Origin of the sequence: Nitratireductor sp. StC3, from assembly GCF_003015025.1 — a bacterium.
GTDB lineage: Bacteria > Pseudomonadota > Alphaproteobacteria > Rhizobiales > Rhizobiaceae > Mangrovimarina > Mangrovimarina alexandrii.
In genome coordinates this window covers 422,642-443,399 of record NZ_PYBP01000004.1, presented here as the reverse complement: position 1 = coordinate 443,399, position 20,758 = coordinate 422,642, and the positions used below count along the sequence as shown (strand labels likewise).

The window sequence follows — 20,758 nt, the reverse complement described above, 5'->3', positions numbered from 1 at the left end:
CAATATCATAAAACCAAGCCGCGCCCGCTCGCCGGACGCGGCCTGACACCACAAAAGTCCGATCGGTCAATTGTCGTCCATCATGTCGTCATCGTCCATCATGGAACGGCCGTTGCCCATCATGGTTCCAGGTCGGCCGGGACGGCCCTGAGCGGACATTTGCGCCCGCATCGCCTCGCGCATGCGTTCCATCCGCGCGAACTTATCGGCCGGCGCGGTGATCTCCTCGCCCGTCACGGCACCATCACCGTTCTCGTCCAGAGCCTGGAAGCGATCGACCATGGCCGGTCGGACCATGACCGCGTGCAGCCCTTCGAATTCTTCGAGCGACAGCCGGCCATCGCCGTCGGCGTCATACTGTTCCAGTCGGGCGGTGAGGCCGGCGCGCAATTCGTCGGCAGTCAAAACCCCGTTCTCGTCGCTGTCGAACAGATCGGTCATGGCGCCCATCGGGCCCATCATACCCATGCCGCCGCCCATGCCCATACCGCCCATCATCGAGCCGTGCATACGCATCATCATCGGCATCATGGAAGACATGTGGTCCATCATGCCAGGCCCCATGCCTTGGCCACCCCATTGACCCTGGCCCATCATGCCGGGCCCCATGCCCTGAGCCGGGCCGCCCCACCCTGGACCATGTGCCATGGCCGGTGATGCGGCTGCCACGCCAAGTATGGCGGCCAGTCCGAGCGCCGTTGTCGGTATGCGTTTCATTGGTTGTCCTCGCTGTGGTTGCGTCGTCATGGACCGCCGCTCGCACGATGCTGCACGATGGCGTTCGCTGCCTAAGACGCGCCGCGCGGCTGATGATTACAGATCGTCGTGAAATTACCGGCTTCGCCCAGGCCCGGTCGTCGCGGTGCGAGATCCGGCGATGCGGCTGTCAGGTGCCGAAAAGCTCGATGCCCATTTCTTGCCGCTTGGCGTCCAATATCGCGCGCAACAGCGACAGGAAACGCTCGCCGATTGAGCGGTGTCATCTGCAAGCCGTTTCTTGCCCACTTCGAGGAGGTCGTTCGACCAATTGTAGTAGAAGCTCTCGGCTATGCCCTCGCGCCGGCAGAGCGCGGCAATGTTGTCCTCGCCACGCAGGCCTTCCAGCACGATGCGGAACTACTCTTCCGCCGAACATTGTTTGCAGGTGGCGCGGCGGATGTCGTTGATGGTCTTTTCCGCCGGTTACGTCCGAGTCTCGGATTTTCGTCTCAACTGTGCCCCTTGAAGGGCTACGATAAGCCAGAAATCCTCCTCTATCCGTCGGGCCCACATTGCCTCATTGGCGCTGACGGCGGACGCCTTCCGCCCTCGATGACCCGGCTCACATGGCGCGACCCGCAAGAGACGGACCTGAATCGTAACGAGCGACAATCGCCCGTGTCGGCCGTCTCGAGTGTGCCGGCTATGGGGACGGCGCGGTCCTTGGCCGCCCGCCGGCCGGCCGAGTTCGCAATCCCATATCGCGCGCTTCGGCGAAAACGATTGTCGCGATGGGCAAAGTTTTTTGATCCTTCCTCGGCTTAGGAGGATCCATGAGCGACTACGATCTGATTATCACTGGACAAGTGGTGGATGCGCAGCGCGTCCGCGAAAACGGCTATGTCGCGATCCGCGGCGGACTGGTGGAGCGCATCGGCGAGGGGACGCCGCCGGCCGCACGCGAGCGCCAGGATTTCGGCGACGCCTATGTCATGCCGGGCGCCATCGACGCACAGGTCCATTCGCGTTCGCAGCGCGGCCAGGAGGATTTCGTCTGGTCGACGCGCGCGGCGGCGGCTGGCGGCGTGACGACCATCGTCGACATGCCTTATGACGACGGCGTTTTGATCTGCACCGGCGAGCGGCTTGCGACCAAGGCGCGCGAGGCGGGCGAGCAGGCGCGCGTCGACTTCGCGCTCTATGGCACGGTGCATCCCGAGGACGGCCCGCGCCACATCGCCGAGATGGTCGCCGCCGGCGCCGCAGCCTTCAAGTTCTCCACCTTCGGCACCCATCCGCAGCGTTTTCCGCGCATTGCCCCGCACATGCTGCAGGCCTGCTTTGCCGAGATCGCCCGGCACGGGCTGGCGGCCGGCGCCCACAACGAGAACGACGAGGTGGTGCGCGCCGCCGAGGCGGCGGTGCGGGCCGCCGGCATCACCGACTATCGCGCGCACGGCCTGGCGCGCCCGGCTCTGGCCGAGGCGCTGGCGACCGCCGAGGTCTACGAGATCGGCGCGGCGACCGGCTGTTCTGCCCATATCGTGCATTGCTCGATCGGCCGCGGCTACGAATTGTGCCAGGACCATCGTGCGCGCGGCCACGACGCCACCATCGAAGCCTGCATCCACTATCTCGTGCTCGACGAGGAAGAGGACGTCGCCCGGCTCGGCGGCAAGGCCAAGATCAACCCGCCGATCCGCCCGCGGGCCGAGGTCGAGGCGTTGTGGCGTCACCTGGCGGCGGGCCACGTCACAGTGGTGTCGACCGATCATGTGAGCTGGTCGGAGGATCGTAAGACCGATCCCGTCATGCTCGACAATGCCTCCGGCGTCCCGGGCCTGGAAGTGCTTTATGCACTGCTTCTCGACGGCCTGACGAAGCGGGGGCTGAGCCCGGTCTGGGCGGCGCGGCTTCTGGCCGCCAATCCGGCTCGGTTGTTCCGCATCGGCCACCGCAAGGGCGCGCTCGAGCCCGGCCGCGACGCCGACATCGTCGTCATGGCGCGCGATCCGCGTCGTTACGACGCCGGCGCCAGCGGCAACAACGTCGTCGGCTGGAGCCCGTATCAGGGCATGGCGCTCGACTACAGGCCGGTCGCTACCTTCCAGCGCGGCGAAATGGTTTTCGACGGCACGCGTGTTCTGGCCGAGCCGGGCGCGGGCCGGTTCGTCACGCCGGCGCGGGCGCTTGCGGAGAATGGCGGGCAATGACGGCGCGACGCACGAACCTGCCGGTCGACGGCGGCCGGCTATGGGCCGACCTGATGGCGCTCGGCACCATCACCGAGCCGGACAAGCCCTATACCCGGCGTTCCTTCTCGCCGCTTTTTCTGGAAGGGCGCGAGTGGCTGGCCAAGCGCTTCGCCGCGGCCGGCCTGTCGGTGCGCATCGACACTGGCGGTAACTTGATCGGTCGTATGGAAGGCGCACGCGCCGATGCCGGCACGATCATGATCGGCTCGCATTCCGACACGGTCCCGGCCGGCGGCCGCTTCGACGGCGTAGCCGGCGTGATCGTGGCGCTCGAGATCGCCCGCTCGCTGCGCGAGGCCGGCCGGCAGCTCGATTGCGCGATCGAGATCGTCGACTTCCTGGCCGAGGAGCCGAGCGAATTCGGCCTGTCCTGCGTGGGCAGTCGCGCCCTGACCGGCCGGCTGACGGACGAGCAACTCGGTTACCGCGACCCGACTGGCGAACGCCTCGATCAGGCGATCGGCCGCGTCGGCGGCGATCCGGCCCGGCTCGCCGCCGCGCGGCGCGACGACATTGTCGGCTTTTTCGAGCTGCATATCGAGCAGGGCATCGTGCTGGAGCAGCAGGGCATCGACCTTGGCATCGTCACCGCGATCGCCGGCATCGCCCGCGTCGAGATCGTGTTCGACGGCCGTGCCGACCATGCCGGCACCACACCGATGGACCTGCGCCGCGATGCCGGACTGGCCGCGGCGATCACATCGGCCTTCGTCGCCTCGACGGCACGCGAGGCCGCCGCCGGCGGCAACGGTCATTTTGTTGCCACCACCGGCGTATTCGAGCAGTTTCCGAACGCGGCCAATGTCGTGCCAGGCAAGGCGCGTCTCGTCGTCGACATCCGCGCCGAGGACCATGCCGTCACCGAGCGTTTCCTGGCCGCGCTCGATGCGCGCAGCGGCGAGATCGCCGCCGAGTGCCGCGTCGAGCGCGCCCGCTTTGCGCTTTTGTCTGACACCGATCCGGCCCCCTGCGACACCGCGCTGCAGTCGCTCTTGTCGCAAAGTGCCGACGCACTCGGCTATTCGTCCCTGCCGATGGCGTCGGGCGCCGGCCACGACGCGGCCTTCATGTCGCATATCGCGCCGAGCGCCATGGTGTTCGTCCCGTGCCGCGACGGGCGCAGCCACGCGCCGGAGGAATGGGCCGAACCGGATGCGATCGCCGCCGGCGCGGCGGTCATTCACGACGCGGTGCTGCGTCTGGACGAAAGACACAACAAGACCGAATCCGAAGGGAGCGACGCCAGATGACACGAATTCTGAGGGCCCACGATATCGAGGCCGCCGTCAAGGGCGGCGCGGTCTATGCCGCCGGCGGCGGCGGCTGGGCCGACCACGGACGTATGCTGGGAACGGCCGCCGTCAATGCCGGCGAGCCGGAACTGGTATCGATGGACGATGTCCCCGACGAGGCTTGGATTGCCACCGCCGCCGCGATCGGCGCGCCGGCCGGCACGACGGAATGGCAGATGCTGGGTGTCGATTACGTCAAGGCGGTCCGGCTGGTTGAAGAAGAACTCGGTGCGCCGATCTATGGTCTCATCATCGGCCAGAACGGCAAGTCGAGCACGCTCAACGCCTGGCTGCCCTCGGCGATCCTCGGCACCAAGGTGATCGACGCCGTCGGCGATATCCGCGCCCATCCGACCGGCGACATGGGCTCGATCGGTCTGGCCAATTCGCCCGAGCCGATGATCCAGTCGGCGGTGGGCGGCAACCGGTCCAAGAACGCCTATATCGAACTCGTGGTGCGCGGCGCGACCGCCAAGGTGTCGCCGATCCTGCGCACCGCCTCCGACATGTCGGGCGGTTTCATCGCCTCGTGCCGCAACCCGGTGCCGGCGGCCTATGTGCGCGAGCACGCCGCGCTTGGCGGCATTTCCATGGCGCTGGCGCTGGGCGAGGCGATCATCGCGGCCGAGCCGCGTGGCGGCACGGCGGTGATCGACGCCATCTGCAAGCAGACCAAGGGCGAGATCATCGGCCAGGGCAAGGTCGTTGCCAAGGACGTCGTCTACACCAACGAGGCCTTCGATGTCGGCACGATCCAGGTCGGCAGCGGCAAGGGCGCCTGCGTGCTGCACGTCATGAACGAATACATGGCCGTCGACGATGGCGAGGCAAAGCGCATCGCCGGCTATCCCGACGTCATCACCACGTTGAATACGGACGGCGTGCCGATGAGCGTCGGCGAGGTCGTCGAGGGCATGGAGCTTCTGGTGCTGCGTGTGCCCAAGACGGTGATCCCGCTGTCCTCCAGCGTCACCGACCCGGCGGTCTATCCGTCCGTCGAGGCGACGCTCGGCATCAATCTCACAGACTACGCGCTCGGCTAGGGAGACCGTCATGCATCGAGACTTTACCGTGACGAGCGGCGCGACGCTGCGTTGCAAGGGCTGGCGCCAGGAAGGGCTGCTGCGCCTTTTGGAAAACGTGCTTGCCGTCGGCGAGGACCCCGACAATCTGATCGTCTATGCCGCGCTCGGCCGTGCCGCGCGCGACTGGCCCTCGCACGACAGGATCGTCGAGACGCTGAAGACGATGGAGGATGGCGAGACGCTGATCGTCCAGTCTGGCAAGCCGATCGGCGTGGTCCGAACCCACCCCAAGGCCCCCGTCGTGCTGATGGCCAATTGCAACATGGTCGGTCAGTGGGCGAAGGCGGAGAATTTCTATCGCTGGCAGGACGAGAACCTGATCTGCTGGGGCGGGCTGACGGCCGGAGACTGGCAATATATCGGCTCGCAGGGTGTCATTCAGGGCACTTACGAGATCTTCATGCGTATCGCCGAGCAGAATTTCGGCGACGATCTCGCCGGACGTTTCGTGCTCACCGCCGGGCTCGGCGGCATGGGCGGCGCGCAGCCGCTCGCCGGTGTGATGGCCAAGGCCGCGATCCTGTGCGTGGAGATCGATCCCAAGCGCATCGAAAAGCGCATCGAGGTCGGGTATCTCGACAAGCGGGCCGAAACGCTCGACGAGGCGCTGGCGCTGATCGAAGAAGCCCGTGCCAACAAGGAACCCCTGTCGGTCGGCCTGTGCGCCAACGCCGCCGACGTCTTCGAGCAGATCCGCCAGCGCGGCATTGTGCCCGACGTCGTCACCGACCAGACCTCCGCCCACGACCTGATCTACGGTTATGTACCGGCGGATTACGATCTGGAGACGGTGCGTCGCATGCGCCGCGAGGCGCCCGACGAATTGATGGCCGCCTCGACTCGCTCGATCGTGCGCCATGTCGGCGCGATGCTGGCCTTCCAGAAGGCCGGTGCGGTGGTGTTCGACAACGGCAATCTGATCCGCACCCAGGCCAAGGAAGGCGGCGTCGACAACGCGTTCGACATCCCGATCTTCACCGAGGCCTTCCTGCGGCCGCTGTTTGCCCGCGCCATCGGACCGTTCCGCTGGATCGCCCTGTCGAACGATCCCGACGACATTCGCAAGATCGACGACTGGCTGCTGGACGAATTCAAGGACGATGCCGGCGTCACCCGCTGGATCAAGCTGGCGCGCAAGCACGTGCCGGTCGAGGGCATGCCGGCGCGCATCGCCTGGCTCGGCCACGGCGCGCGCACCAAGCTCGGCCTTGCGGTCAACCGCATGGTGCGCGAGGGCGTGCTGGCTGGGCCGGTCGCGTTCACCCGCGACCATCTCGACGCCGGCGCCATGGCGCATCCCAACATCATGACCGAGAACATGCGCGACGGCTCCGATGCGATCGCCGACTGGCCGCTGCTCAACGCGCTCGTCAACTGCGCTTCGCAGGCCGATCTGGTCGCGATCCATTCCGGCGGTGGCGGCTATTCGGGCTATATGACAAGCTCGGGCGTGACCCTGGTCGCCGACGGCTCGGCCGAAGCGGACGAAAGGCTGGAGATGACCCTGACCAACGACACCACCACGGGCGTCATGCGTTATGCCGATGCGGGCTACGAGGAGTCCTTCGACGAGATCGAGCGCAAGGAGATCCGGCATTTCCGGCTCGACACGACCGGCAAGGGCGGAGCCGGGGCATGAGCATCGACCAGAGCATGCGCGGCTTCCTGGCCGCGCTTGAAGAGAGCGGCGATCTGCACCGGATCGCCCGTCCGGTCGATCCGCGCTTCGAGCTGGCCTCGGTCCTGTCCTTGCGCGACGACGGCGACGCACAGCTTTTCGAGCGCGTGCAGGCTCACGCCATGCCGGTGGTCGGCAATCTCTATAATCGCCGCGCCCGTTTCGCCCGCGCGCTGAATATCGCCGAAGCGGACCTCGACGCGCATTGCTTGGCGGCGCTGCGCCAGCCGGTCAAGCCGGTCGTGGTCGAAGACGGGCCGGTGCAGGAGGTCGTCCACCAGGCGCCCTTCGACATCGGCGAACTCATGCCGGTGCCGCATTGGTTCGAGAAGGAGGGCGCGCCCTATATCACCGCCGGGGTGATCGTGGCCAAGGACCCCGAAACCGGCCGCCGCAACGTCTCCATCGCGCGCTTCCGGCTCGAAGGCGGGGGGCGCATGATGGCGGGCATTGCCAAGAACCACCATCTCGCGCAAATGGCCGAAAAGGCCCGTCATCTCGGACGCGATCTGGAGATCGCCGTTGCGATCGGCAATCATGCCGCCGTCCTGCTCGGCTCGCAGCTCTATCTCGAACTCGGCGATGACGAATTCGACAATGCCGGTGCGCTGCTCGGTGCGCCGATCGAACTCGTCAAGTGCAAGACGGTCGATCTCGAGGTGCCGGCCCATGCGGAAATCGTCATCGAGGGCCGGCTCAAGCCCGACGACCTGATCGAGGAAGGTGCGGTTTCCGAATTCCCCGGCTTCTATGTTTATTACGGCCCCGGAATTGGCGTCGAGGCGAGCTGCGTGACGCACCGCAAGGATGCGATCTATCAGGCAATCCTGCCCGGCTATGCGCGCGAGCACTGCCTGATCGGAGCGGTGTCGATCGGCGCGACGCTGACGCGCGATCTCAAGCGCGCCATTCCGGCCGTCCGCCGTGTCTTCGTCACCGAAGGCGGCATGGGCCGCCTGCACGCCGTCATCACCATGCACAAGCCGCGCCTCGGCGAGGGCAAGCGCGCGGTGATGCTGGCGATGGGCTCGGTCAACCTCTTGAAATTGGTCATCGTCGTCGACGACGACGTCGATCCCGAAGACTGGCGTCAGGTCGAATGGTCGCTGGCGGCCCGGTTCCGGGCGCATGAGGATTTGATCGTGCTGCCGGGCGTCAAGGCGGACCGCTGCGATCCGGTGCACGAGGACCTGGTGGTCACCAAGATCGGCATGATCGCCACCACCCGTCCGGGCGACGGCGAGCCGGGCGGCCGCTCGGAATTCGTGCGTCCGCCCGAAGAGATTTATGAAAAGGTGCGCCGCGACCTCGAGTCCTACTAGGACCGGGGGCGTCCGACGCCTTGCGAGGGCATATGACCAAACGCTTCATTGTCGCGATCACCGGAGCCTCGGGCCATGTCTATGGCATCCGGCTGCTTGAGGTCTTGCGCGCGCTCGGCTGCGAGACACATCTGGTGATGTCGCGCTCTGCCGTCGTCGCGCTGGCCCACGAAACCGATTTGAAGCAGGCCCATATCCACGCGCTGGCCGATCACGTGCACTCCAACGACGACGTCGCCGCCTCCATATCCAGCGGTTCGTTTCGCGTCGACGGCATGTTCATCGCGCCGTGCTCGGCCAAGACATTGGGCGAGATCGCGTCCGGGGCCTGCGGCACGCTGGTCTCGCGCGCTGCCGATGTGAGCCTGAAGGAACGGCGGCGGCTGGTGCTTCTGTTCCGCGAGACCCCGTTGCATCTGGGCCATTGCCGCAACATGGTCTCGGTGACGGAAATGGGCGCGATCGTCATGCCGCCGGTGCCCGCCTTCTATCCCCGTCCCGACACGGTCGAGGAAATGGTCGATCACACGGTCGGCCGGGTACTCGACCTGGTCGATATCGATGCTGGAATCGTCAAACGTTGGAAAAGCTAGGCCGCAAACCGCTCGAGCTTCGTCTTTCGTGATTGTCCAGTTTCGCAAAACCTATTTCAGCGCGGGTGCCCGCACACACGATAATTTTCGCCGTCATACGAACATAGCCGTGTTCCTGGTCGCCAGGCGCGAGCTCGAAAGGGAGAGACGATGACAACGATCAAAAAACTGACCATGGCTGCCATGCTTCTGGGCAGCGCGTTCGTGCAGCCGGCTCTGGCCGAATCGCCTGTGGTGCTGAAATTCGCCAGCGCCTTCCCGCCCGGCACGAAGACCAATTCGATTTCGATCCCCGCGTTCATCGAGGCGGTCGAGAAAGCCGCCGAAGGCACGCTCAAGATCGAGCACTATCCCGGCGGCACGCTGGGCGCCAGCCCGACCACCCAGCTCAAGCTGGTCGAGGACGGCGTCGTCGACATCGCCGAAGTTGTCGCCTCCTACACGCCTGGCCGTTTCCCGGAACTGGAAATGTTCGAGCTGCCCTTCGTGTTCGAAAACACGCGCGAGGCCAGCCTGACCGCCTATGCGCTCTACGAAAAGGGCCTGTTTACCGGCTTTGACGAGCTCGAGCTCGTCGGTATCGCCGAGGTCGGGCCTTATTATCTGCACAGCAAAAAGGAACTCGCCACGGTCGAGGATATTTCCGGCCTCAAGCTGCGCGCCGGCGGCCCGGTCCAGGGCGCGGTCGTGCAGGCGATGGGCGGCGTTCCCGTCGGCGGCATGCCGGCCACCCAGATCGCGGAGAACATCTCGCGCAACGTGGTCGACGGCACGCTGATGGATATCGGCAACATGTTCAACTTCCGCATTGCCGACGCGGCCGGCTACCACGTCATCAATGCCCCGCTGGGCAATGTCGCGGTGATGTTCCCGATGCGCAAGGACACTTATGAGAGCCTGCCGCCCAAGGCCAAGGCCGCCTTCGACAAATATCGCGGCATGTGGTTCTCCGATGTCCTGGCCGAAAACCTGGACAAGCAGAACGAGGAGTCCGCAGCGCGCCTGGAGGCCGACGCCGAGCATAATATGGTCGAGTTCTCCGCCGAGGACATCGATACGCTCAAGGATGCCTTTGCAGGCCTCAAGGAGCGTTGGGATGCCGACAAGGACGGCGTGAACCTGTATCAGGAGATGCTGTCCGCTCGCGACGCCGTGCGCGCCGACAAGTAAAAACCGGACCGGCGGTTGCGGCTTGGCCGCGGCCGCCGGGCCCCGCTGCGCGTCAGCGCGCGGCAAGCCGAGAGCTCCCCCATGACATTGCTGGCAAATATTCGCAGACTTGCCCAGTTCACGGCCACGATCGGGCTTGCCGCCCTCGTCGTCCTGTCGATCATGACCATGGTCGACATTGCCGGGCGGGAACTGTTCGGTATGCCGGTCACCGGCTTCAGCGACATCTCGGACCTGATCATCGTGATCGCCGCCGCCGCCTGTTTCCCGGCCTCGCTGGCCACCAACCAGCATGTCGCGGTGCGTTTCGCCGGCATGGCGCATTGGCGTCTGGGGGCAGTGCTCGATTTCCTCGGCCATGTCGTCATGCTCGCCGTCTTCGTGCTGATCGCCTGGCAGCTTTGCGTCTACACGATCGACGTCTACACATCCGGCCAGACCACCTGGCTGATCTACATCCCCGTCTGGCCGGTATGGGTACTGACGACGGCCTTGTTCATTCTATGTGTTCCCGTCCAGTTTTCCCTGGTCGTCGCCGCGGCCGGCGACATCCGCTCCACCGCGCAGGATCCAACCGGGCTGACGGACGCATCGGCGGTCTCCGAACGCGTCGAGAAAAAGGAGGGGCCCGATGGCACCGATTGAAGTCGGCCTCGTCGGGCTCGCCTGCCTGATTGCCGCGATCCTGTTGCATGTGCCCGTTGGCATCGCCATGGCGGCGGTAGGGGCTGCGGGTTACGTGATGTTGACCGGCAATCTGTCGGGCATGGTTTCCCTGTTCGGCACCGAAACCGTCAACATGCTCACGAACCAGGATTTCGCGGTCGTGATGTTCTTCCTGTTGATGGGCGGCTTCGCCGGTGCGGCCGGCATCTCAGCCGACATCTACCGCGTCGCCAACACCTGGATCGGCCATTATCGGGGTGGGTTGTCGATGGCGACCATTCTGGGCTGCGCCGGTTTCGGCGCCATCGCGGGGTCGTCGATCGCCACCGCCGCCACCATGGCCAAGATTGCCCTGCCGGAGATGGAAAAGCGCAACTACGCGCTGTCGCTGTGCACGGGCACGCTGGCGGCCGGCGGGACACTCGGGTCGCTGATCCCACCGTCGATCATCATGGTGATCTATGCCGTCCAAGTCGAGCAGTTCGTCATCGATTTGTTTCTTGCCGCGATCATTCCCGGCATCCTGTCGGTCGCCCTGTTCGTCCTCGCCATCCGCGTGCAATTGCTGATCTCGCCGCAATTGGCCGGCGCCGGCGAGCGCATCGCTTGGGGTGGCCGGATGCGAGAGACGGGGCGCGCCTGGGCGCCGCTCGGTATCATCGTCGTGGTGATGGGCGGCATCTATTCCGGCTTCTTCACCGTCAACGAGGGTGCTGCGGTCGGTCTGGTGCTCACGCTGATCTTTGCGCTGGCGAGAAAATCCCTGACGCGCGCCACCTTCGCCGAGACGCTGTTCGGGTCGGCCGGTTCGATCGCCATGCTTTACATGATCGTGATCGGCGCCAATATTTTCGGCTATTTCCTCACCTTGTCGCATATGCCCAGCGAAGTCGCGACCTGGGTGCAGAGCCTCGACGTGCCGCCGCTGGTGATCATCTTCCTGATCATCGCCATGTACGTGCTGTTGGGCTGCGTTTTCGACGCGCTTGCCGGCATGGTGCTGACGCTTCCCTTCGTGGTGCCGATCATCAGCGGGCTCGGATACGATCTGGTCTGGTGGGGCATCGTCAATGTCATGGTCATCGAGATCGGCATGATCACGCCGCCCGTCGGCATCAATGTGTTCGTCATCAAGGGGCTGCGCCAGGACATTCCGTTGGGAACGATTTTCCGCGGCATCACGCCGTTCCTGATCGCCAACGTGATCGCGCTTCTGCTCGTTGTTTTGTTCCCGCAGCTCGCAACCTGGCTGCCCGATCTGCTGCGCTAGGGCGCGCTTTAGAACTGGAGATGAAAATGTCTTCGTCCAAGCCCTTCGCCGGGGTGACCGTGCTCGACTTCAGCCGGGTTCTGGCAGGCCCGTTCTGCACCGCCATGCTGGCCGATCTCGGCGCCGAGATCATCAAGGTCGAGCCGCCCACCGGCGACGACCAGCGCTCCATGGGCGCCTTTTCCCACGGCATCAGCGTCAGTTTCGAGCTGATCAACCGCAACAAACGCAGCATCCGGCTCGACCTGAAGAGCGAGGAAGGCCGGGCGATCGCGCGCCGCCTGGCGGCCAAGAGCGATGTGGTGGTGGAGAATTTCCGCCCCGGCGTCGCCCGCAAGCTCGGCATCGGCGCCGAGACGCTGCGCGGCGAGCGCGCCGATCTGATCTACTGCTCGATCTCCGGTTTCGGTCAGGACGGGCCGCTGGCTCGCGCGCCGAGCTACGACGTCGTCGCCCAAGCGCTGTCGGGCCTGATGAGCATCACCGGCGAGCCCGACGGCGAGCCGATGATGGTTGGCGATTCGGTCGGCGACACGGTGTCGGGCCTTTACGCCGCCTTCGCGATCGCTGCGGCGCTTTATAGGCGCGCGACGACCGGCGAGGGGGCCACGCTCGACATCGCCATGTTCGATTCGCTGTTTTCCCTGCTTCCGACCGCTCTGGCGCAGCTTCAGGTGACCGACGTGCCGCCGACCCGGCAGGGCAACCAGCATCCGCTATCGGCTCCTTTCGGCGCCTTCGCGGCCAGCGGCGGCACCATCATCATCGCGATCGCCAACAATTCGCTGTTTGCCCGTTTCGCCGCCACCATCGGCCGGCCGGAACTGGCCGACGATCCGCGTTATGCCTCCGACCGCGAGCGCCGCGTCAATCGCGACGCGCTGCGCGTCGAAATCGAGTCCTGGTCGCGGGCGCTGGCGCCGGAAGCCGCGGTCGAACGCCTGGCCGAGGCCGGCATTCCCGCATCGGTGGTGTGGAACGTCGCTGAGGCGGCCGATAGCGCCCATGCGCATCATCGCCGGCTGATGACGACGGTCGACCACAACAGGCTCGGCACACTCAGACTGCCCGAACAGCCCGTTCATGTCGCCGGGCTCGACCGGGGCGAGGCGCGTCCGGCGCCGGAGTTGGGCGAGCATGGCGGCACGATCCTGCAAGACATGCTCGACATGGACGCGGGCGAGATCGCGCGGCTGCGGACAGCCGGCGTCATCTGACACCTGACAGCGGAACCAGACCATGACGATGATTTTTTCCGAAGAGGACAAGGCCTTCAGCGCCGAGGTCCGCGCCTATCTGAGCGACAACCTGCCTGCCGAACTGGCGCGCAAGGTGCGCTACAATCAACGACTGACCAGGGACGACTACACCTCCTGGCAGGACGTTCTGGCGGCCCGCAACTGGTACGCGGTCGGCTGGCCCGCCTCCGCCGGCGGACCGGGCCTGACCCAGACCCAGCGCTATCTGTTCGAGCGCGAATATGGCGCCCTGTCATGTCCGCATCCGTGCCAGTTCGGTATTGCGATGGCCGGTCCGGTCATCTTCACCTTCGGCAATGACGAGCAGAAGGCGCGTTTCCTGCCCGGTATCCGCGAAAACAAGGACTTCTGGTGTCAGGGTTATTCCGAACCGGGGGCCGGTTCCGATCTCGCCGCGCTGAAGACCACGGCGGTGCGCGAGGGCGACCACTATCGCGTCAACGGCCAGAAGATCTGGACCACCTGGGCGAACTGGGCCGATTGGATGTTCTGCCTGGTCAAGACCGATCTCGAGGTGAAGCCGCAGCGCGGCATCTCCTTCTTGTTGATCGACATGCGTTCGCCCGGCATCACCGTGCGCCCGATCAAGACGATCGACGGCGACGAGGAGTTCAACGAGGTCTTCTTCAACGATGTTTTGGTGCCGGTCGAAAACCGCATCGGCGAGGAGGGCCAGGGCTGGACCTATGCCAAGTTCCTATTGGAATTCGAGCGGTTTTCGATGTCGGGCGCGGCGCGCTCGCGGCGTGTCCTTTCCGAGATCCGGGCCGACGCCGAGGCACTCGGCAAGGCCGATGACGCGCGCCTGGCCGAGCGGCTGACCCGCCTGGAAATCGAGCTTCTGGCGCTGGAGCACATGGAGCTGCACCTCCTGGCACGCAGCGTCGGCGGCGAAAATCCCGGTCCGGAAGCCTCGAAGCTCAAGATTCGCGGCACCGAGATCGCCCAGGCGCTGTCGAGGCTCAGGGTCGACCTGCACGCCGAGAACTGCCTCGTCCATTCCGAGGCCTTCCTGGATGCGTTGGAACCGTCCGACAATCCGTCGGCGATGGGCGCGATCGCGACCTATCTCAACCAGCGCAAGCTGACGATCTGGGGCGGATCGAACGAGGTTCAGCGCATGATCCTCGCCAAGCAGATTCTGGAACTCGGGTGAGCGGCGATGAGCACCAATCTTGATGATGAACTCCACATGCTTACCGATACGGTGGCGCGCTACGTCGCAAACCGGTCGGAAGGCAAGGCTCAGATAGAAAACGGTTGGAAGGAACTGGCCGAGCTCGGCTGGCTCTACCTGCCCTATCCCGAAGAGGTCGGCGGGCTCGGGCTCGGCACGGCCGGTGTTTCGGCCGTCATGCAGGGCCATGGTCGCGGGCTGCTGGCAACCCCTTATCTGCCGTTCGCCGTCATGGCCGGCGGCGTGCTGGCGCGCTGCCCGCGCGCTTCGCACGCGCTTGCGGCGGTGATGGAAGGCGAGCAGCGCGTTGCGGCGGCCTTTGCGGTCGGCGCCGCCCCGACGCTTGCGGCGCACCCGGCCGGCGCCGGCTGGCGCCTGGTCGGCGCGTGCGATCATGTCCTGTCCGTCGACGAGGCCGACGCGGTGCTGGCTGTGGCGCGGATCGGCGCGACCGAGGAGACTGGCCTGTTTCTGGTGCGGGCCGACGCGCCAGGCGTGACGATCACGGTCCAGCCCCTGCCGGACGGGCGCAAGGCGGGACGTGTCGGTTTCGACGATGTCGCGGTCGACCGCCTGGACGAGGACGGCGAGGCCGAAGCGCTGCTGCGCGAAGTGGAGACCGAGGCGCTGCTTGCCGCGGCTGCCGACAATCTCGGCGCCATGCAGGTGCTTTACGAGCAGACGCTCGACTATGCGAAGTTGCGCAAGCAGTTCGGCCGGCCGATCGGTTCGTTCCAGAGCCTGCAGTTCCGGCTGGTCGACATGTGGATCAAGCTCGACGAGGTCCGTTCCCTGGTCGCCTCGGCGGCGGCTGCCCCGGATCGGAACGAGGCCGGAGCGCTGGCGGTCGCGGCCTGGATCCAGTCCGTGTGGTCGGGCCGGCTGATCGGCGAGGAGGCGATCCAGATTCACGGCGCCATCGCCATGACCGACGAGCACGCGGTCGGCCGCTACGTCAAGCGCATCCTGGTCAACGAACTGGTGTTTGGCGCGCCGGAACGGCATTTTTCCCGTTACCGTTCGATGCGCTAGCCTGGGGCGCCGCCTATGCCAGGTGGCGCCTGAGCGTGTCCACCAGGGCGCGCTCGATCTCCGTCAGGCTGCGCGACGTCGAAAAGATGATCGACAGCCGGCGGTGGATCGCCGGCTCGACGATGGTGTTGATCTGGAAGGCGCCTTCGGCCACGAACGGCTGGACCGTCGTTTCCGGCATGACCGTCACCAGCGGCATGCGGCGCACCAGCGCCAGCACCACGGCGAGTGAATTGACCTCGATGCGCGGCACGATGGAAACGCGGGCTTCCTCGGCGGCCCTGTTGATCAGTTGCCGAAGGCCGAACGTGTCGCTCGGCAGCACCAGGGGCAGGTCCGCAAGCCGCGCAAGCGGCACATCTCCGGGCGCGAGCATGGCGCGGCCGGATTTCGAGACGACCACCAGCCGGTCCTGGCTGTTCAGATCGAGCTGAACCGAGCGCGACACGTGCGCCTCGACCAGGCCGAGGCTGATCTGGCCGGTCTCGACCCAGCGGTGCAGCACCGTCGCCGCCGCCTCGACCACGTGCAGCTTGACGTCGGGATACGCCGTGGTCCAGTCCTCGAGCGCACCGGCGATGGCTTTCACCAGCGTGCCGCGATGGTTGAGAAGCGGAACCACGCCGACGGTCAGCCTGCGGCCCTGTTGCGAGGCCTGGCGGCGCGCCTCCACCGTCACGTTGCTGCAAAGCTCGACGGCTTCCTCGATCAGCGGCGCGAGAGCTTCGGCCTGCGGAGTCGGCTTCAGGCCGGTGCGCTGGCGCTCGAACAGCGGTCGGCCGATCATTGCCTCGAGTTTGCGCAACTGATTGGACAGCGCCGGCTGGACGACGTTCAGCTTGCGTGCGGCGGCGGTCATGTTCATCTGGTCGAAGAGAACCAGGAAGTAGCGCATTTGCCGCAGCGTGATGTGCGGGTCGTAGACGACCGGGCGGTCGGGCTCCTTGAGGATGCGCTTCAGGTGCTCGACATAGGCCTGACCAAGTTCGCTGCCGTCGTGAACGCTGGCCGCGACCGGGCTGACGAGTTCACGCGGCAGGCTGACATGGTCGAGTTGCAGGCGCGACAGTCCCCCGGCGACAAGACTGCGCGGCGCAAGCAGCGCGAATGGGCGGGCATCGCGCGAAAGCGTGGGAAAGGTCCCCACGTCCTCCTCCACGATTACCGGTTCGGGCAGGTTGTGACGGGCGCAATAGGCGCGCGCATGCCGCGTCTGCGCCGGCAGCAATGGCGGCAGCAAAAGGCGCAGGTTTCGCAAAGTGTCGAAATCGATCACGCGGCCCTGTTCCAGGCTGCGATCGAAATTGGTGATCGCGATCCAGTCGTCCTGAAACAGCAGATCGTCCGGATCCGCCTCGTCCACATATTCCAGCGTCACGCGTTCGACCGGGGCCGAGCGGCCGGGAATGGGCAAAGCCAGGTCGCCGTCCTCGGCCAGCCAGTTGGTTCGGAATTGAACCCGGGCGAGCGCTTGAGGGTGTGTTTTTCCCAGATCCCGCACGGCTTGGCTCGCGGCGCGCGAGAGACGCCCGAGCATGAATTGCAGCGGCGTGGTGATTTCCAGGCGCTTGAAGCGCACGTCGCGGACCCGGTCCGCTCCCGCCTCGAGGGTTTCGATCCGTTGCAGCGCCACCTCGACGCGCTGGTAGAGCCAGCGCGCGGCCTCGCTCGGATAGTGCCCGAGCGGCCCGCGCTGGAACAGCTTGATGCCCAGCTCCTCCTCGAGCAGCCGCAGGTTTTCGCTCAGCGCCGAGGCGGAAATCCCGGCATGCGCGGCGGCCTCGGCATGGTTCTTGTGCTGGCACGCGACGAGGAAATAGGAGAGCTGGCGTGTCTCTATCGTTTTGCTCCCGATATCTGTGATACCACGAATTCACCAACATAACCGGCGGCCTGACTGGAGCCGGTCCAGTCGATTAGGCCAGCCGGCCGGCGGGAGCAAGCCAAAGCCGACTCTGCGTCGGCGAACGCGCAAGCCATTGCTCGTTCGCACTCGCTCCCTGTTGAACGGAGCCGTCTTAGGCCGCCGGCCCAAGCCTTGTCTTATTGTGGTCCGTTTGCCGGTGGTGCGCAAATCCAGGTTCGTGGCGGTCTCGGCGTTTACCCACCGACGTGTCGTCGAGGCCTGTGTCCGGTGGCGAGAATGTTGAGATTGGACCTGTCGTTTCGCTCGAAACCGGCTCTGTCCGCAGGCCGCATCATCGGGTATCTGCTGGACTGTCCGGTCCGCGACCTTATCGGAGTTCAGGCGGGCGTCGGTCGAGACAGCAGGAAGGTGGCATGTCCGCAAAGCAAGGAATGCGCGCGCCGGGGCTTGAACTGCCGCGTCGCGTCCTGCTGGCTGCGGTTGGCGACCTGACTGTCCGGGGGAGACGGTGAGCGAAGAGGCGGTTCTGCGGAGCGGGACGAGCCGCCTGCGCATACGCCGTCGTGGCGCGGAGGTCGTTGCATGGCGTGTGGGCCCGGATGAGCTCGTGTGGTCCGCAGGGCCGCAATGGCCGCGGTCGAGCCCGCTGCTGTTTCCGGTCGTCGGCCGGGTCAAGGACGGCATGATCAGGGTCGATGGCCGCCGCTATCCCATGCCCACGCACGGTTTTGCGGCCGGCCAGGATTTCGTGCCGGTCGAACGCACCGAAACGACGCTTCGGCTAAGGTTGCGCGACAATGACGAGACCCGCGCCGCCTATCCGTTCGCGTTCTGCCTGGAGGTGTTCTATCGCCTCGGCGAACGGGCGGTCGAGGCCGTCTTTACGCTGACCAACCCGGGTTCGGGCCCGCTGCCCTATGCGCTCGGCCTGCATCCCGGCTTTCGCTGGCCGTTCGCCGACGGCGAACCCGAAGACTATCGCATCCTGTTCGAGAGCGCTGAGCAGGCCTCGGTGCCGGCGATCGACCCGGACGGGCTGTTTACCGAGGCGCGCCGCGCGCTCCCGCTCGAGGGGCGCGACCTGCCGCTGGCCGGCGATCTGATGGCGCGCGAGGCTTTGTGTTTTCTCGACGCCCGCAGCCGAGGCCTGCGTTTCGTCTCGCCCGGCGGTGCGGCGATCGCGGTCGAGACGGAGGGGTTTGCCCATTTCGCGCTGTGGGCCCGCCCGCCCGCCCGGTTCCTGTGCATCGAGGCCTGGACCGGTCACGGCGATCCGAGCGGTTTTGCCGGGGAACTGGCGCAAAAACCCTCGATGGTTTTCCTCGCCCCGGGTGGAGACGCGCGTCACATCATGCGCTGGCGTTTCGAGGCGGGGTCGGCGTGACCGGAGCGCGAAACGAAAAGCAAGCGGGCCGAAGCGGCCCGACGGGAGGACGGACATGCCGACGGTCTTGATTACCGGCTGCGACACCGGGCTCGGGCGCGAGTTTGCCCGCCAATATGCGCGCGACGGCTGGGCGGTGATCGCCACCCATCGCGATCCGGCGAACGCCATTGATGCTCAGCCGTCGATCCGCAACCACGCGCTCGACGTGACCGATCCGGCCCAGTTCGCCGCTCTGAAGCGCGAACTCGGCGACGAACCGGTCGATCTTTTGATCTCCAACGCCGGCGTGGGGCTGGATACCGGCCGTCTCGGCAGCCTCGATTTCGACTATGTGCGCCGGATGTACGAAGTCAACACGATCGGGCCGTTGCGGCTTGTCGAAACCTTCGTCGACAATGTCGCGGCCAGCACGCAGCGCCGCGTGGCCGTCATCACCAGCCGGATGGGGTCGATCGGCCTCAACCTGTCGGGCGGGCATTACGGCTACCGGGCCAGCAAGGCCGGCCTCAACGCCTTGACCCGCAGTCTTGCGGTCGACCTGTTCGCCCGCGGCATCACCATGCTGCTCATTCATCCGGGCTGGGTCGACACGGCCGGCGGCGGCGGAGGCGGCGCGTTGTCGGTCGACGTCAGCGTGACCTCCATGCGCGGCGTGATCGGTCGGCTCGGCAATCACGAAACCGGCCAGTTCCTGTCCTATGACGGCACGCCGCTGCAATGGTGAGCGAGGCACCGCCGCACGACCTGCTTCTGACCGGCGCAAGGCTGGTCGATCCGCGCAACGGCATCGACGGGGTGCGCGACATCGCGATCTCCGATGGCAGGGTCGCGGCGGTCGCAGCCAGCCTCGATCCGGGGTCCGCGCGCGCGGTTCGCGATCTGCGCGGCCTCCTCGTGACGCCGGGACTGATCGACCTGCACACCCATATCTACCACCGGGCCACCTCCTACGGGGTCGCGCCCGATCCGGTCGCCGAGCGGTCGGCCGTGACCTGCATGGTCGATGCCGGCAGCGCCGGCGCCGGCAATTTCGCCGGGCTCAGGGACTTCGTCATCACGCCTTCGCGCTCGCGCGTCCTGGCTTTCCTCAACATTTCCTTTCCCGGCATCTTCGCGTTCGACAGAGGCTTGATGTTCGGCGAGGCGAGCCTTTCCGAACTGCTTTCAGTCGAGCGCTGCGTGGCGGTTGTTGGTGAAAATCGCGACGTCGTCGTCGGCATCAAGGTGCGCCTCGGCGCCGGCACGTCGGGCCGGATCGGTCTTGAGGCGCTGGAGCGGGCTCTCGAGGCGGCGCGGCAGACCGGCCTGCCGGTGATGACCCATGTCGGCAAGCCGCCGCCCGGCTATGACGAGATCCTGGCCCGGCTGCGGCCGGGCGACATTCTTACCCATTGCTTCCGGCCGGCGCCCAACGCGCCGGTCGACGATGCCGGCCGTCTCTTGCCGGCGCTGCTGGAGGCCCGGCGGCGCGGTGTGCTGTTCGATATCGGCCACGGCATGGGCGCCTTCGGCTTTTCCAGCGCCGAGGCGGCGATCGCGCACGATTTCGCGCCCGATATCGTCTCCAGCGACGTGCATATGTTGTGCGTGGACGGCCCGGCCTTCGATCTCCTGCACACGATGAGCAAGCTGGCGACCTGCGGCGTCGGCCTGTCGGATGTGATCGCCATGGCGACCGACGCGCCGGCGAAAGCCATGCGGCGCCCGGATCTCGGTCATCTCTCGGTCGGCGCGCCGGCCGACATCAGCCTGCTCGAGACGGTCGAGGCGCGCTATCCCTTCGTCGACGTGGCCGGCGTGGAGCGCGAGGGGGCGATGCTCTTTCGCCCACGCGGCCTGCTGCACGCCGGTCAATTTTGCGAGCCCGTCCCGCGCTTGTGGGAGACGCCGTATTATCGAGATGGAGTGTTGCACGATCACTGACACGGTCGCGCGGCGGCCGGGCGGTCGCCTTGTCGCTGCCGGCTTACCTGCAAAGCCTCGCCAAACACGCAAAACGAAAGGCC

Annotated in this window: 17 protein-coding genes and 1 pseudogene; 15 read left to right on the top strand and 3 right to left on the bottom strand. The window is 66.1% G+C overall.

Annotation, left to right across the window (positions count from 1 at the left end; all coding sequences use genetic code 11):
• Positions 1–66 precede the first annotated feature (66 nt).
• Entirely contained in the window at positions 67–747 is a 681-nt protein-coding gene (locus tag C7T96_RS11625; RefSeq protein WP_245414124.1) for a calcium-binding protein, read from the bottom strand.
• Between the two features lie 213 nt (positions 748–960).
• Positions 961–1,167: pseudogene (locus C7T96_RS11620) on the bottom strand (IS3 family transposase); the annotation flags it as partial.
• 365 nt (positions 1,168–1,532) lie between these two features.
• On the opposite strand from C7T96_RS11620, the gene C7T96_RS11615 reads away from it, so the two are divergent.
• The 12 genes from C7T96_RS11615 to C7T96_RS11560 all read left to right on the top strand — a co-directional run bounded on the left by C7T96_RS11615 (position 1,533) and on the right by C7T96_RS11560 (position 15,498).
• Positions 1,533–2,912 carry a dihydroorotase family protein gene (locus C7T96_RS11615; protein WP_106571380.1) on the top strand — a complete coding sequence of 460 codons (1,380 nt, stop codon included), beginning with the start codon at positions 1,533–1,535 and terminating at the stop codon, positions 2,910–2,912.
• The gene (locus C7T96_RS11610; RefSeq protein WP_106571379.1) at positions 2,909–4,204 is read left to right on the top strand and encodes a Zn-dependent hydrolase; all 1,296 of its coding nucleotides are present in this window, start codon (positions 2,909–2,911) and stop codon (positions 4,202–4,204) included. Before C7T96_RS11615 ends, C7T96_RS11610 begins: the two co-directional genes overlap by 4 nt.
• Positions 4,201–5,289, top strand: a complete 1,089-nt coding sequence (locus C7T96_RS11605) for a DUF917 family protein (protein ID WP_106571378.1) — start codon at positions 4,201–4,203, stop codon at positions 5,287–5,289. Before C7T96_RS11610 ends, C7T96_RS11605 begins: the two co-directional genes overlap by 4 nt.
• Positions 5,290–5,299: 10 nt before the next feature.
• Complete coding sequence (locus tag C7T96_RS11600; RefSeq protein WP_106571377.1) at positions 5,300–6,970, top strand: urocanate hydratase; 1,671 nt, start codon at positions 5,300–5,302, stop codon at positions 6,968–6,970.
• On the top strand, positions 6,967–8,331 hold the full coding sequence (locus C7T96_RS11595) for a UbiD family decarboxylase (protein ID WP_106571376.1): 1,365 nt from the start codon (positions 6,967–6,969) through the stop codon (positions 8,329–8,331). The genes C7T96_RS11600 and C7T96_RS11595 overlap by 4 nt, the downstream gene beginning before the upstream one ends.
• A 32-nt stretch (positions 8,332–8,363) precedes the next feature.
• Positions 8,364–8,924: a UbiX family flavin prenyltransferase gene (locus tag C7T96_RS11590; protein WP_106571375.1), complete on the top strand. Its 561-nt coding sequence runs from the start codon at positions 8,364–8,366 to the stop codon at positions 8,922–8,924.
• Between the two features lie 150 nt (positions 8,925–9,074).
• Positions 9,075–10,094 carry a TRAP transporter substrate-binding protein gene (locus C7T96_RS11585; RefSeq protein ID WP_106571374.1) on the top strand — a complete coding sequence of 340 codons (1,020 nt, stop codon included), beginning with the start codon at positions 9,075–9,077 and terminating at the stop codon, positions 10,092–10,094.
• Between the two features lie 81 nt (positions 10,095–10,175).
• Complete coding sequence (locus C7T96_RS11580) at positions 10,176–10,739, top strand: TRAP transporter small permease subunit (protein ID WP_106571373.1); 564 nt, start codon at positions 10,176–10,178, stop codon at positions 10,737–10,739.
• Positions 10,726–12,030 (top strand): TRAP transporter large permease, encoded by a 1,305-nt coding sequence (locus C7T96_RS11575; RefSeq protein ID WP_106571372.1) that lies wholly within the window; start codon positions 10,726–10,728, stop codon positions 12,028–12,030. The genes C7T96_RS11580 and C7T96_RS11575 overlap by 14 nt, the downstream gene beginning before the upstream one ends.
• Positions 12,031–12,056: 26 nt before the next feature.
• Positions 12,057–13,247, top strand: a complete 1,191-nt coding sequence (locus C7T96_RS11570) for a CoA transferase (RefSeq protein WP_106571371.1) — start codon at positions 12,057–12,059, stop codon at positions 13,245–13,247.
• Between the two features lie 22 nt (positions 13,248–13,269).
• A complete protein-coding gene (locus C7T96_RS11565; protein ID WP_106571370.1) occupies positions 13,270–14,445 on the top strand; it encodes an acyl-CoA dehydrogenase family protein in 1,176 nt (391 codons plus the stop codon).
• Positions 14,446–14,451: 6 nt separating this feature from the next.
• Complete coding sequence (locus C7T96_RS11560) at positions 14,452–15,498, top strand: acyl-CoA dehydrogenase family protein (RefSeq protein WP_106571369.1); 1,047 nt, start codon at positions 14,452–14,454, stop codon at positions 15,496–15,498.
• A 13-nt stretch (positions 15,499–15,511) separates the two neighbouring features.
• On the opposite strand, the gene C7T96_RS11555 is transcribed toward C7T96_RS11560, so the two are convergent.
• The gene (locus C7T96_RS11555) at positions 15,512–17,131 is read right to left on the bottom strand and encodes a LysR family transcriptional regulator (RefSeq protein WP_106571368.1); all 1,620 of its coding nucleotides are present in this window, start codon (positions 17,129–17,131) and stop codon (positions 15,512–15,514) included.
• Positions 17,132–17,873: 742 nt separating this feature from the next.
• On the opposite strand from C7T96_RS11555, the gene C7T96_RS11545 reads away from it, so the two are divergent.
• Genes C7T96_RS11545 through C7T96_RS11535 form a run of 3 tightly spaced genes read left to right on the top strand, consistent with a single transcriptional unit; the run spans position 17,874 to position 20,675 of the window.
• The gene (locus C7T96_RS11545) at positions 17,874–18,749 is read left to right on the top strand and encodes an aldose 1-epimerase family protein (RefSeq protein WP_106571367.1); all 876 of its coding nucleotides are present in this window, start codon (positions 17,874–17,876) and stop codon (positions 18,747–18,749) included.
• Between the two features lie 55 nt (positions 18,750–18,804).
• The gene (locus C7T96_RS11540; protein ID WP_106571366.1) at positions 18,805–19,476 is read left to right on the top strand and encodes an SDR family oxidoreductase; all 672 of its coding nucleotides are present in this window, start codon (positions 18,805–18,807) and stop codon (positions 19,474–19,476) included.
• Positions 19,470–20,675 carry an amidohydrolase/deacetylase family metallohydrolase gene (locus tag C7T96_RS11535; protein ID WP_106571365.1) on the top strand — a complete coding sequence of 402 codons (1,206 nt, stop codon included), beginning with the start codon at positions 19,470–19,472 and terminating at the stop codon, positions 20,673–20,675. Before C7T96_RS11540 ends, C7T96_RS11535 begins: the two co-directional genes overlap by 7 nt.
• Positions 20,676–20,758: the final 83 nt, after the last annotated feature.